Genomic DNA, 12,851 nt, shown 5'->3' with positions numbered 1-12,851 from the left:
CGGAGTCTCTAGGGTGTCGGTGGCACCTGTGGTTTGACCTCCTCGATGACCCACTGTGCGTAGTCGAGGTACTCGTCGACGTCCCGGACAATTGGGAGCGGCACAGCGCTGACGGTCACACCCTGTTCGGCGAGACAGCTCAGCCGGTCCACGATCTCGGCTGCACTCATGCCCGGGCGGCCGTGTGGATCTTCGCGTACCGCGTGGCCTTCACCGACCCGGTTGGTGCCGAGTCCGTGCACGACGTCGAAAGGCCGCCCATCATAAGATGTCTGGGCCTTGATGAATGCGATCCGCTCGGCGATCTGCTCGGGGGGAGTCAGAAGCGACCACCAGCCGGACGCGTACTTCGCGGCCCTGCGCAGAGCGGCATCGGCGTCGCCACCGATCCAGATGGGCAGGTGTGGTTTCTGAACGGGCTTGGGTTCGAACGCGATATTGTCAAACGACACATACTTGCCTTCGAACCGTGGGGAATCGCTCGTCCACAGCTCGACAATCGCGGCAAGGTACTCGTCAGCCATCCGGCCACGCTCGTGGAACGGCACGCCGAGTAACTCGAATTCCCGCTGTAGCCAACCGACTCCGAAGGTGACCATCATTCGACCGCCGCTCATCCAGTCGGCAGTGGCCAGCGCCTTGGCCAGCACGATCGGGTGCTGCAACGGCAACACGGTGATGCAGGAGTTCAACCGTATCCGTTGGGTCGCACCGGCGAGATAAGCCTGAGCCACAGTTGACTGCAGGTAATGCGGGCCGGACAGCTCGACATGATCGCTGGGGATCACGAAATGCTCTGGTACCGCGATCATGTCGTAACCCCACTCGTCGGCACAGCGGGCCATCCGGGTCTGATCTGCGCCGGTCACCGACGCCTCCCACGGCTGCATGGTCGCCTTGAGCCGGAGCATGTGTGGCAGGTTGAAGACAAGTTTCACGCTGAATGCTCCGCTGTCGTTTCGGGGCCGAGAAATTACGACTCTATGATAATAGAGTCATTGTGCGCAAGCATGCGTGCGGCGTCACCGTCGGCTTTGTCGCTAGACTCTGCAGCGATGCGACGAAGTCCCAACCCAGATCAGCGGCGGCGGGTGCTGTGTGACGCCGCGATCCGACTGCTGGCCGAGGACGGCGTCAAGGGTGTGACCCATCTCAAGGTGGACCGCAAGGTGGGTATGCCCGACGGGACGACGTCCTTTTATTTCCGCACCAGCGCTGCGCTGCTGCGTGCAGTTGCCGATCGCGTCGCCGAACTTGATCTCAAGGATCTGACCGCAGCCACGGGTGAACCGCCTGACCCGTCCCAGCCTTCAGGGTTGGCCAAACTGGTGATCCGATCGGTCACCGGCGTGCGCTTGGCCAGGACCAGGGCGCGCAACGAGCTGGCGCTTCAAGCATCCCGCGACCCCGTGCTCGCCGATGCGCTCAGGCATTACACGGACTCGTTCTCCGCGCTCATCCGCGACACGGTGATCCGGCTACAGTTGCCGGGTGGCGATGATCCAGCGGTGGTGGACGAACAGACCTATGCCATCAGGATGTTCCTCGGCGGTGTGATGCTGGCGCTGGCCAGTGGTGACCGCAGAATCCGCACTGCCGACGAACTCGATCTGCTCATTTCGGGCATCGTCCGCGGAATCGGCGAGGACGCACGGAGAGATCTTCGGGCCGGCGCTGACCGTGGCACTGTAGGACCCGAGGATAAAGCGCCGACAACATCATCACCACGCTAACGGTCGATCTGGGACCTGTTGCGGTGCACCACCTCACGGTATTGCTCACCGAGCCCGTCGAAATCCCGTTCTTGGGCACTGGAGACCGCCTGCTCGGCGGCCAAGGCGGGCGCGATGACGGGTTCGGTGCCGCGGCGGTAGATCTCCTTGAGCCCGGCCATCGTCGCGCCCGGTACCTCAGCGATCTGATCCGCCAATTCCAAGGCACGGTCCAGCAGCTGATCGTGGGCCACCACTTCGGTCACCAGCCCGAGGCGCTCGGCCCGGACCGCGTCGAGCACCTCGCCGGTCATCGACAGCCGTCGCGCCATGGCGGCTCCGACCACCTGCGGCAGCCGCGCCGTCATCCCACCGCCGGGCAGGATACCCACCCGCGCGTGCGTATCGGCGAAAACCGCGCGCTCGGATGCGATCAGAAAGTCGCAGCCCAACGCCATTTCCAGGCCACCGGTGAAGGTGGCGCCGTTGATGGCCCCGATGATCGGCGTCTGCATGTGTGCCGTTCTGGTGATGCAGTTGTGCTTCTGGAAGCGCGCGAAGTACGCCATACCGTCGCGTTGCGCCTGCTTGAGGTCGACGCCGGCGCAGAACGCCGGATCGGCGCCGGTCAGCACCACCACACGCACGGCTTCGTCGGTGTCGGCGCTCTCCAATGCCGCATAGAGTGTCTCGATCAGCTCGTGGCTCAACGCGTTACGCGCTTCCGGCCGGTTGAGGGTCAATACGCGGACCGTGCCGTGGTCGTCGGTGCTGATTACCATCGCGAGCAGACGTGAATGTCCCCGGCAGGCGGGGTTTTGGGGTACCTACGCGTCTGCTCGCGCATCGGTGTCACGGCAGGAATGCCTCGGCGTTGTTGACCAGGTCCAGTAGCGGCTGGGGCAGGGCGCCGAGGGCGAACGTGATCACCGCGGTGACGGCGACGACGGCGGTCGTCAGCCCACTCGGCACCACCAATTCCGGTGCGTCTGTGGGTGGTTCGGTGAAGAACATCAGCACGATCACCCGCACGTAGAAGTACGCGGCAATGGCACTGGCAAGGACGCCGATGATGACCAGGGGGATCGCGCCACCCTCGCCCGCCGCCTTGAACACCGCGAACTTGCTGACGAAGCCACTGGTCAGCGGGATGCCGGCAAAAGCCAGCAGGAACAGTGAAAACACCGCGCCGACAATCGGATAGCGCCTACCCAGACCGGCCCATTGCGACATTGCCGTCGCCTCCTCGCCGTCGGCGTGGCGAACCAGGCCGACGACTGCGAACGCGCCCAGCGTGCTGAACCCATAGGCGAACAGGTAGAACAGCGTCGAGGACACTCCCGCCGGATTTGCGGCGATCACGCCGGTCAGGATGAAGCCCGTATGCGACACCGCGGAGTACGCCAGCATCCGTTTGACATCGGTCTGGGTGACAGCGGTGACGGTGCCGATCACCATGGTCAGGATTGCCACTGCCCACAGCACGGGTCGCCAGTCGTCGTGCAGTTGCGGCAACGCGACATAGAAGATGCGCAGCATCGCGCCGAAGGCGGCGATCTTGGTGGCGGCCGCCATGAACGCGGTGATCGAGGTGGGCGCACCCTGGTACACATCGGGTATCCACGAATGGAACGGCACGGCACCGACTTTGAACAGCACACCGACCAGCAGCAGACCGATGCCGATCAGGGCCAGCGGGGTGTTGGCCTCACCCGCCGCCACCGCGTCGGCGATCCCGGACAGCCGCAATGTGCCGGCATAGCCATACAGCATCGCCGCGCCGTACAGGAAGAACGCCGACGAGAACGCCCCGAGGAGAAAGTACTTCAGTGCCGCTTCCTGCGAGAGCAGGCGGCGCCGACGGGCCAGCCCGCACAGCAGATACAGCGGCAGCGACAGCACCTCCAGCGCGATGAACATCGTCAGCAGGTCGTTGGCCGCGGGGAACAGCAGCATCCCGGTGATCGCGAACATGGTCAGCGGGAACACTTCGGTCTGCATCACGCCGGCCCTCGTGGCCACGTCCTCGGTGACACTTCCCGCGACAGCGGACGCCTGCGGCGTGAACCCGTCCAAACCGCGCGCACCGCCGCGTGTTTCCACGGACGGCTGCCGCTCGGCGATGAGGAGAATCCCGAGGATGCCGACCAGCAGGATGGTGCCCTGCAGGAACAGCGCGGGCGCGTCGAGTACCACTGCGCCCAGCACCGCCGGGCGCCCGGGCGAGCCGTGCAGATCCCGGGACACCATCACCACGGCGGCCACGGCGGCCACCAAACCGACCAGGGCAAGCGACACTTGAGCTGCATAACGGCTTGCCCGCGGCGCGAAGGCCTCGATCAGCACCCCGGCGATCGCCACCGACACGACGATCAGCATGGGGGAGAGCAGACCGTATTCGACGCTGGGCGTGAGCATGTTCAGCGATCCCCCTCTGCCACAGTCGGCGGCGCACTCGGCGCCGGATCGGTCTGACCGATGGTGGTCAGGGTGTGCTCGACAGCCGGATTGATCACATCGAGCGCCGGCTTCGGGTAAATCCCGAGTATCAGTAGCAGCGCGATCAACGGGGCCACCACGACGAGTTCGCGGGGCACCAGATCATGTACGCCGCGCACCCCGTCGTCGTGTTCACCCACGGCCTCGCGCACCGGGCCGGTCATCATGCGCTGATAGGTCCACAGGATGTACACCGCCGAGAGCACCAGCGCGGTCGCCGCGAAGACCGCAACCACGGGGTATCGGGTGAAGGTGCCGATGAGCACCAGGAACTCGCTGATGAACGGTGCCAGGCCCGGTAGCGACAGGGTGGCCAACCCGGCCACCAGGAACGTGCCGGCCAGCACCGGTGCCACCTTCTGCACCCCGCCGTAGGCATCGATCAACCGGTTACCGCGCCGCGACACCAGGAACCCGGCGATCAGGAACAGTGCGGCCGTGGAGATCCCGTGATTGATCATGTAGAGCGCCGACCCGGACTGGCCCTGGCTGGTCATCACGAAGATACCCAGGATGATGAAGCCGAAGTGCGAAATCGAGGTGTAGGCGATCAACCGCATCACATCGGTCTGCCCGATGGCCAGTACCGCGCCGTATACGACGCCGATCGCCGCGAGCGTGATGATCACCGGACGGAAATACGTTGACCCGTCAGGGAACAACTGCAGGCAATAGCGCAGCATGCCGAACGTGCCGACCTTGTCCATGATCGCCATCATCAGTACCGCACTCGCGGGAGTGGCTTCGACCGCGGCGTCGGGCAACCAGCGGTGGAACGGCCACAGCGGTGCCTTCACCGCGAACGCGAACATGAAACCGAGGAACAGGGAGTTCACGACCGCCGGACTCATCACCAGTTCGCCCGACGACACTGCCGCGACGATGGCCCGGAAGTCGAAGGTCCCCGACTCGAAGGCGTCGCTGCCCGCCGTCACCACGTACAGGCCGATCACCGCGGCCAGCATGACCAGCCCGCCGAACAGGTTGTACAGCAGGAACTTCACCGCCGCTTTGGAGGCTTGGGCCTTGTTTGCCCCGTACCCGCCGATGAGAAAGTACATCGGGATGAGCATGGCCTCGAAGAACACGTAGAACAGCAGCACGTCCAATGCCACCAATGACATGAGCACCATGCCCTCGACGGCGAGCATCAGCGCGAGGTAGGCCTGCACCGACCGGCCGGCCAGTCCGGACTGTCGGGCCGCGTCGTTCCAGCCTGCGACGATCAGCAGCGGCATCAGCACGGCGGTGAGCACCACCAGTGCCAGCGCGATGCCGTCGACGCCGAGGATGTATCCCGTGCCGAAAGAGGGTATCCACCGGTGCGATTCGACGAACTGGTACTGCTCCGCGCCAGGGTCGAAGCCCACCGCGATCGCCGCTGTCACACCCAGCGCCGCCAGTGACACGATCAGTGCCACCCACTTGGCCAGCACGCGGTGTGCGGCCGGTATCGCCATCACCACTGCGGCGCCGACGACCGGGATCGCCCACAACACCGTCAGCCACGGGAACTCGTTCACCACAGTCGCACCGCCAGGATCGCCGCCACCACGAGGGCCGCGCCGCCGAGCATCGACAGCGCGTATGACCGGGCGAAACCGGTCTGCATCTGGCGCAACCCATCCGAGGATCGGCTCACCAGTGCGGCCAACCCGCTGGCCGCGCCATCGACACCCTTGTCGTCGACCTCGACCAGTGCCGCGGTCAATGTCTGGCCGCCCCGCATGAACACCGCCTCGTTGAATGCATCCCCGTAAAGATCCCTGCGCGCAGCCAGCGTCAAAGCCGACCCCTCAGGCACCTCGGCGGGCACGGACCGCTGTGCGTACATCCGGTACGCCACCGCGATGCCGACCGCGACCACCGCCAGCACGACGACGGTGACCACCCATGCCGGCACGGCGTGGTGGGCCTCGTGGGCGCCGACGACAGGCTCCAGCCAATGCGACAACGTGCCGCTGATCGCCAACGCGCCGCCGGAGAACACCGAGCCGATCGCCAGCAGGATCATCGGCCAGGTCATCACGGCCGGCGCTTCGTGGGGATGCGAGTCGGGTTCCCAACGTTTCTCGCCGAAGAACGTCATCAGCATCACCCGGGTCATGTAGAACGCGGTGATCCCGGCGCCCAGGATTGTGGCGCCTCCGAGAATGACCCCACGTACCCCGCCTGCGCCCAGCGCCGCCTCGATGATGCCGTCCTTGGAGAAGAACCCGGCCAGCGGCGGCACCCCGATGATGGCCAGATAGCCGAGCCCGAACGTCGCGAACGTGATCGGCAGCACCGTGCGCAGGCCGCCGTAGCGGCGCATGTTGACCTCGTCGTCCATCGCATGCATCACCGACCCGGCGCCGAGGAACAGGCCGGCCTTGAAGAATCCGTGGGTCAGCAGATGCATGATCGCGAACGCGTAGCCCGCCGGGCCCAGTCCGGCGGCCAGCACCATGTAACCGATCTGGCTCATGGTGGATGCGGCGAGGGCCTTCTTGATGTCGTCCTTGGCGCAGCCGATGATGGCGCCGAACAGCAGCGTCACCGCGCCCACGATGACCACCCCGGTCTGGGCGGTCGGGGCGATGTCGAATATCGGCCCGGACCGCACGATCAGATACACCCCCGCGGTCACCATGGTGGCCGCGTGGATCAGCGCCGAAACCGGTGTCGGACCTTCCATCGCGTCGCCGAGCCAGGATTGCAGCGGTACCTGTGCCGACTTGGCGCAGGCGCCGAGCAGGAGCAGCAGGCCGATGGCGGTCAGGGTCGGCTCGCTGATGGTCGGGGCGGCCGAGAACACCCCGGCGAACGAGATGGAGCCGACCGTGGCGAACATGATCATCACCGCGATGGCCAGGCCCATGTCGCCGACCCGGTTGACCACGAATGCCTTCTTCGCGGCGGTGGCTGCCGACGGCTTGTGCGACCAGAAACCGATCAGCAGATACGACGCGAGGCCGACACCCTCCCACCCGGCGTAGAGGCCCAGATAATTGTCGGCGAGCACCAGCAGCAGCATGGCCGCCAGAAACAGGTTCAGGTACGCGAAAAACCTTCGCCGGTCGGGATCGTCGGCCATGTAGCCGATCGAGTAGACATGGATCAGCGAGCCGACGCCGGTGATCAGCAGCACGAAGCAGACGGACAGCTGATCGAGTTGCAACCCGAAGTCGACGTGCAGTCCGCCCACGGGGACCCAGGAGAACAGGTTTTCGTGGATGGTCCGGTCCTGCGGGGACCGGCCGAGCATGCCCGCGAACAGCACGGCGCCGACAACGAACGCGCTGATCGACGCCGCGCAGCCCAGGAGATGGCCCCAGCGGTCAGAGCGTCGGCCGCTCAACAGCAGGATCAGCGCCCCCGCGGCCGGAAGGGCGATCAGCAGCCACACAGGAATCGTCATCGCACCCTTAATGTTTCAGCAGGCTGGCGTCATCGACCGAGGCCGAGTGGCGGGTGCGGAAGATGGTCATGATGATCGCCAGGCCGATCACCACCTCGCAGGCGGCCACCACCATGGTGAAGAAGGCCACCACCTGGCCATCGAGATGACCGTGCATGCGCGAGAACGCGACGAACGCCAGGTTCGCCGCATTGAGCATCAACTCCACACACATGAACATGACGATGGCGTTGCGCCGCAACAGCACCCCGGCGGCACCGATGGTGAACAACAGTGCCGACAAGTACAGGTAGTTGTCGGGATTCATCGTGGTCCTTGCGTCCGCAGATTCACTCGACCTCCTTTCGATTCGTGCTCATCGCACGCTGCGGCAGGATGGCGCTGACCGAGAGCTCGGCGTCCGAGCCGTCGGGAAGTCGCGCCGGGATGTCGACGGCGTTGTGCCGGGCGTAGACACCCGGGTTGGGCAGTGGGGTCGGATGTCCGCCCCGCTGGAAGCGTTCGACGGACAGTTCGCGCTGAGTCTTTCGGCGCTCGAACCGTTCCCGGTGGGCGAGCACCATCGCTCCCAGTGCGGCGGTGATCAGCAGCGCGCTGGTCAGCTCGAACGCCCACAGATACCGGGTGAAGATCAGCGCCGCCAGGCCTTCCACGTTGCCACCGCTGTTGGCCTCGGCCAGCCCGGTGAAACCGGCGACCGACACGTTGCCGATCCCGGCGATCAGCAGCACGCCGAACCCCACACCGGCCACCAACGCTGCGATGCGTTGCCCGCGTAGCGTTTCCACCAGAGACTCGGACAGGTCGACACCGATCAGCATCAGCACGAACAGGAACAGCATCATCACCGCGCCCGTGTAGACGACCACCTGCACCACCCCGAGGAACAATGCGTCCTGCGCGATGTAGAGCATCGCCAGCATGATCATGGTGCATGCCAGGAACACCGCCGAGTACACGGCTTTCGGTGCGGCGACCACGCCGATCGCGCCGAGCACCGCGATGGTCCCGAGGATCCAGAACAGCACCGCTTCGGAGGTCGATGTGCGTGCCGCGCCCTCGGCGGCCAGCGCCATGACCTCCGGCGTCATCGCATGTCCTCGGTGATCGGGGAGATGTTGCCCAGGTAGTAATCCTCGTCGGTGCTACCCGGCTCCATCTCATGCGGGGGCGCCTGCATGCCCGGTTGCAGCGGGGCCAGCAGCTTGTCCTTGCCCCAGATCAGATCCGCCCGGTTGTCATCGGCCATCTCGTATTCGTTGGTCATGGTCAGCGCCCGCGTGGGACAAGCCTCGATGCACAATCCGCAGCCGATGCAGCGCAGGTAGTTGATCTGATACACCTGGCCGTAGCGTTCTCCCGGCGAGAAGCGTTCTTCGGCAGTGTTGTCCGCGCCTTCGACGAAGATGGCGTCGGCGGGGCACGCCCACGCACACAGCTCGCAGCCGATGCATTTCTCCAGACCGTCGGGGTACCGGTTGAGTTGGTGACGACCGTGATAGCGCGGCGCCACCGGCCCCGGTTTCTCCGGATACATCTCGGTGACGGGTTTCTTGAACATCGAGCCGAAGGTGACCGCGAATCCGGCCAGCGCATCGAGGAACTTAGGCATCAGCGGTCTCCTTGCTGACGGCCGGCAGCGGTGGCACCGGGTATGCCCCGGTACTCTGCGCCGGCGTCGGTCGAATGGTCCTGCGCCGCAACGTTCGCCACAACGCCAATACGAGCACGGCGGCAACCAGGACGGCGAGGGTGATCAGTCCGGTGGACCAACCCTGGTAGCCCTGCGCGCGCAGGCTGTGGGTGACCGCGACGACCATGATCCAGCCCAGTGACACCGGGATCAGCAGCTTCCAGCCCAGCGCCATGAACTGGTCGTAACGCATCCGCGGCAGGGTGGCACGCAGCCACATGTAGAAGAACAGGAATGCCCACACCTTGGCGGTGAACCACAGCAACGGCCACCAGCCGGAACTGGCGCCCTCGATCATGTTGAACGGCCACGGAGCGTGCCAGCCGCCCAGGAACATGGTGGTGGCCAGCGCCGACACCGTGGTCATGTTGACGTACTCCGCGAGCATGAACATCGCGAACTTCAGCGACGAGTACTCGGTGTGGAACCCGCCGACCAGTTCCCCCTCCGCCTCAGGCAGATCGAATGGCGCACGGTTGGTCTCGCCCACCATCGAGGTCACGTACACCAGGAACGAGGGCAGCAGCAGGAACACGAACCAGGTGCGGTCCTGGGCGGCCACGATGCCCGAGGTGGACATGGTGCCGGCATAGAGGAACACCGCGACGAACGACAATGCCATCGCGACCTCGTAGGAGATCACCTGTGCGCTCGAGCGCAGCCCGCCGAGAAGCGGGTAGGTCGATCCGGATGCCCAACCGGCCAGCACGATGCCGTAGACGCCGATCGAGGTGACCGCGAGAATGTAGAGCACCGCGACCGGCAGATCGGTCAACTGCAGCGCGGTCCGGTGACCGAACACCGACACCTCGCCGCCCATCGGGATCACCGCGAACGCCATGAACGCCGGGATCACCGCAATCACCGGGGCCAACAGATACAGGGGTTTGTCCACCCCGGCGGGCATCAGGCCCTCCTTGAGGGCAAGTTTGACGCCGTCTGCCAAGGATTGCAGCAGGCCGAACGGGCCGACCCGGTTGGGGCCGTAGCGGTTCTGCATGCGGCCCAGCACCTTGCGCTCGATCAGGATCGCCGCCAGCACCGTCAGCAGCAGGAAGACGAAGACCGCAAGCGCCTTGCCGAGTATCAGCCACCACGGGTCGTGACCGAAAAGAGTCGGATCGGGATGCGTCACGATTCGGCCTGCCCGATCGACACCACAGCGCCCGCGTTCACCCCGAGTTGTCGGTGCACTGCCGAGCCTGGGGAGTTCAGCGGCAGCCACACCACACGGTCGGCCATCGCGGTCACTGTGAGCGGCAGGGTGATGGCACCGCGATCGGTGCGTACGGTCACCGGATCGCCTTCCGCCACGCCGATCTCAGCGGCGGTGGCCGCCGACAGCCGAGCGGTCGGCGTCGGGGCGGTGCCGGCCAGGTACGGCTCGCCGTCCTGCAATCGCCCGAGATCGAGCAGCATTCGCCACGCGGCGAGGACGGCCTGCCCGGGCTCGGGGGCAATCGGGGCCACCGCGGGCACCGCCGGTGCCGGTGTTCGCGGACCTGCCCAGGTGCCCAGCCGGGCCAGTTCGGCGTCGGCGGCCGCGGCCGTGGGCAGGCCGAGGTCGACGCCGATCTCGTCGGCCAGATAGTGCAGCACGCGCAGATCTGGGATCGCGTTGGTGTGCAGCGCGGGTTCAAAGGGCCGCGGCCTGCCCTCCCAGTTGATGAAAGTGCCGGCTTTCTCCACCACCGGGGCGACCGGGAAAACCACGTCGGCCAGTTCGGTGACGGCGCTTGTGCGTAGCTCCAGGCTCACCACGAACGGCGTCGCCGCCAGCGCGGCCAGCGCAGCGTCGGGATCAGGGAGATCGGTGACATCGACACCGCCGACCAGGAGCGCGCCGAGTCGGCCCTCGCCGGCAGCGGTGAGGATCGCGTCGGTGTCGCGTCCGGGGGTGTCCGGCAGCTCGGCTGCATTCCAGGCCGTGGTGGTTTGCGCGCGCGCCGCCGGGTCGGTGACGGGCCGGCCGCCGGGCAGCAGGTTGGGCAGCGCACCGGCTTCCAGCGCGCCACGCTCACCGGCGCGGCGTGGAATCCAGGCCAGTCGGGCGCCGGTCGTGGCTGCCAACCGGGCGGCGGCCGACAATGCGCCTGCGGATGCGGCCAGTCGTTCGCCCACCAGGATGACGGCGCCGGGGCGGCGCAGCCGGTCATCGGTGGCCAATCCGTCGAGCACGCCGGCTTCGGCACCCGGAGCGGACGGGAGCAGGATGCCGGACATCTTCGTCAGGCCGCGACTGGCGAACGGCGCGACCGCGAGCACCTGCACACCGTGCTTGCGGGCGGCCTTGCGCAACCGCAGGAACACGATCGGCGATTCCTCTTCGGGTTCGAATCCCGCGAGCAGCACGGTCGGCGCCTGCTCCAGTTCGGCGTAGTGCAACGACATCGGTGTTCCGGCGACGTGTGCCTCGAGGAACTCGGCCTCCTCTGTCGAATGTGCACGGGCCCGGAAGTCAACGTCGTTGGTGCCCAAGACCATCCGCGCAAACTTCGAGTACGCATAGGCGTCCTGTACGGTGCAGCGGCCGCCGACCAACACCCCGGTGCCCTGTGCCGCCGCGAGTCCGGCACTGGCCACGGCCAACGCCTCCGACCACGACGCGGGCCGTAACGTGCCGTCGGCGTCCCGCAGCAGCGGCGTGGTGATCCGGTCACCGACGGTGGGATAGACGAACGCCCAGCGGCCCTTGTCGCAATTCCATTCCTCGTTGACCTCAGGGTCGTCACCGGCAAGGCGACGCAGTACTTTTCCGCGACGGTGATCGGTGCGCTGGGCACATCCGGAGGAGCAGTGCTCACACACGCTGGGGCTTGACACCAGGTCGAACGGACGCGCCCGGAACCGGTAGGCGGCGCCGGTGAGCGCGCCCACCGGGCAGATCTGCACGGTATTACCGGAGAAGTACGACTGGAACGGCTCATCCGGGGCGATACCCACCTGCTGGAGCGCACCGCGTTCGAGCAGATCGATGAACGGATCACCGGCGATCTGCGCGGAGAACCGGGTGCACCGGGCACACAGCACGCAACGCTCCCGGTCCAGCAGGACCTGTGTGGAGATGTTGATCGGTTTCGGGAACGTCCGCTTGACGTCGTCGAAGCGCGTCTCGGGACGACCGTTGGACATGGCCTGGTTCTGCAGCGGGCATTCACCGCCCTTGTCGCAGACGGGACAATCCAGCGGATGGTTGATGAGCAGCAGTTCCATCACCCCGCGCTGCGCCTTGTCAGCCGCCTCGGAACTGAACTGCGTGCGCACCACCATGTCCGGCGTGCACGTCGTGGTACACGATGCCATCGGCTTGCGTTGGCCCTCGACTTCCACCAGGCACTGCCGGCAGGCTCCGACGGGGTCGAGCAGGGGATGATCGCAGAACCGGGGGATCTGCACACCCATCAATTCGGCAGCCCGGATCACCAAAGTGCCCTTGGGAACCGAGATCTGCTCGTCGTCGATGGTCAACGACACCATTTCCACCGGCGGGGTGTCTTTGGTGGGTTCAGCCAGCGTCACGCGTGCCCCCTTCTGCCGCACTTCTTCC

At 66.0% G+C, this 12,851-nt stretch carries 11 protein-coding genes; 1 reads left to right on the top strand and 10 read right to left on the bottom strand.

Going from position 1 to position 12,851, the window contains the following annotated elements; translation table 11 throughout:
• Window positions 1–8: 8 nt before the first annotated feature.
• Window positions 9–938 (bottom strand): TIGR03619 family F420-dependent LLM class oxidoreductase, encoded by a 930-nt coding sequence (locus M1247_RS17465; RefSeq protein ID WP_317157624.1) that lies wholly within the window; start codon window positions 936–938, stop codon window positions 9–11.
• A 117-nt stretch (window positions 939–1,055) separates the two neighbouring features.
• On the opposite strand from M1247_RS17465, the gene M1247_RS17460 reads away from it, so the two are divergent.
• Entirely contained in the window at window positions 1,056–1,733 is a 678-nt protein-coding gene (locus M1247_RS17460) for a TetR/AcrR family transcriptional regulator (RefSeq protein WP_317157623.1), read from the top strand.
• On the opposite strand, the gene M1247_RS17455 is transcribed toward M1247_RS17460, so the two are convergent.
• The 9 genes from M1247_RS17455 to M1247_RS17415 all read right to left on the bottom strand — a co-directional run bounded on the left by M1247_RS17455 (window position 1,730) and on the right by M1247_RS17415 (window position 12,823).
• Window positions 1,730–2,494 (bottom strand): enoyl-CoA hydratase, encoded by a 765-nt coding sequence (locus M1247_RS17455; RefSeq protein ID WP_317157622.1) that lies wholly within the window; start codon window positions 2,492–2,494, stop codon window positions 1,730–1,732. The genes M1247_RS17460 and M1247_RS17455 overlap by 4 nt on opposite strands.
• 70 nt (window positions 2,495–2,564) lie before the next feature.
• Window positions 2,565–4,130, bottom strand: coding sequence for an NADH-quinone oxidoreductase subunit NuoN (nuoN, locus tag M1247_RS17450; protein WP_317157621.1), 1,566 nt, complete (start codon window positions 4,128–4,130; stop codon window positions 2,565–2,567).
• Window positions 4,131–4,132: 2 nt separating this feature from the next.
• On the bottom strand, window positions 4,133–5,737 hold the full coding sequence (locus M1247_RS17445; protein WP_317157620.1) for an NADH-quinone oxidoreductase subunit M: 1,605 nt from the start codon (window positions 5,735–5,737) through the stop codon (window positions 4,133–4,135).
• Window positions 5,731–7,611 carry an NADH-quinone oxidoreductase subunit L gene (nuoL, locus tag M1247_RS17440; protein WP_317157619.1) on the bottom strand — a complete coding sequence of 627 codons (1,881 nt, stop codon included), beginning with the start codon at window positions 7,609–7,611 and terminating at the stop codon, window positions 5,731–5,733. The genes M1247_RS17445 and nuoL overlap by 7 nt, the downstream gene beginning before the upstream one ends.
• 7 nt (window positions 7,612–7,618) lie before the next feature.
• Window positions 7,619–7,918 (bottom strand): NADH-quinone oxidoreductase subunit NuoK, encoded by a 300-nt coding sequence (gene nuoK, locus M1247_RS17435; RefSeq protein WP_317157618.1) that lies wholly within the window; start codon window positions 7,916–7,918, stop codon window positions 7,619–7,621.
• A 22-nt stretch (window positions 7,919–7,940) separates the two neighbouring features.
• Window positions 7,941–8,702, bottom strand: coding sequence for an NADH-quinone oxidoreductase subunit J (locus M1247_RS17430; protein ID WP_458695230.1), 762 nt, complete (start codon window positions 8,700–8,702; stop codon window positions 7,941–7,943).
• Window positions 8,699–9,223 (bottom strand): NADH-quinone oxidoreductase subunit NuoI, encoded by a 525-nt coding sequence (nuoI, locus tag M1247_RS17425; RefSeq protein ID WP_317157617.1) that lies wholly within the window; start codon window positions 9,221–9,223, stop codon window positions 8,699–8,701. Before nuoI ends, M1247_RS17430 begins: the two co-directional genes overlap by 4 nt.
• Window positions 9,216–10,439, bottom strand: a complete 1,224-nt coding sequence (gene nuoH, locus M1247_RS17420; RefSeq protein WP_317157616.1) for an NADH-quinone oxidoreductase subunit NuoH — start codon at window positions 10,437–10,439, stop codon at window positions 9,216–9,218. The genes nuoI and nuoH overlap by 8 nt, the downstream gene beginning before the upstream one ends.
• Window positions 10,436–12,823: an NADH-quinone oxidoreductase subunit G gene (locus M1247_RS17415; RefSeq protein ID WP_317157615.1), complete on the bottom strand. Its 2,388-nt coding sequence runs from the start codon at window positions 12,821–12,823 to the stop codon at window positions 10,436–10,438. The genes nuoH and M1247_RS17415 overlap by 4 nt, the downstream gene beginning before the upstream one ends.
• Window positions 12,824–12,851 lie beyond the last annotated feature (28 nt).

Source organism: Mycobacterium appelbergii, from assembly GCF_032883035.1.
In the GTDB taxonomy this organism is placed as follows: domain Bacteria; phylum Actinomycetota; class Actinomycetes; order Mycobacteriales; family Mycobacteriaceae; genus Mycobacterium; species Mycobacterium appelbergii.
This window is presented reverse-complemented; position numbering and strand designations above follow the sequence as displayed.

Excerpts from the sequence above, each read along its gene's own strand:
- nuoI (WP_317157617.1), bottom strand. The coding sequence starts at position 9,223 with ATGCCTAAGTTCCTCGATGCGCTGGCCGGATTCGCGGTCACCTTCGGC.
- nuoN (WP_317157621.1), bottom strand. The coding sequence starts at position 4,130 with ATGCTCACGCCCAGCGTCGAATACGGTCTGCTCTCCCCCATGCTGATC.
- M1247_RS17430 (WP_458695230.1), bottom strand. The coding sequence starts at position 8,702 with ATGACGCCGGAGGTCATGGCGCTGGCCGCCGAGGGCGCGGCACGCACA.
- nuoK (WP_317157618.1), bottom strand. The coding sequence starts at position 7,918 with ATGAATCCCGACAACTACCTGTACTTGTCGGCACTGTTGTTCACCATC.
- nuoL (WP_317157619.1), bottom strand. The coding sequence starts at position 7,611 with ATGACGATTCCTGTGTGGCTGCTGATCGCCCTTCCGGCCGCGGGGGCG.
- M1247_RS17455 (WP_317157622.1), bottom strand. The coding sequence starts at position 2,494 with ATGGTAATCAGCACCGACGACCACGGCACGGTCCGCGTATTGACCCTC.
- M1247_RS17460 (WP_317157623.1), top strand. The coding sequence starts at position 1,056 with ATGCGACGAAGTCCCAACCCAGATCAGCGGCGGCGGGTGCTGTGTGAC.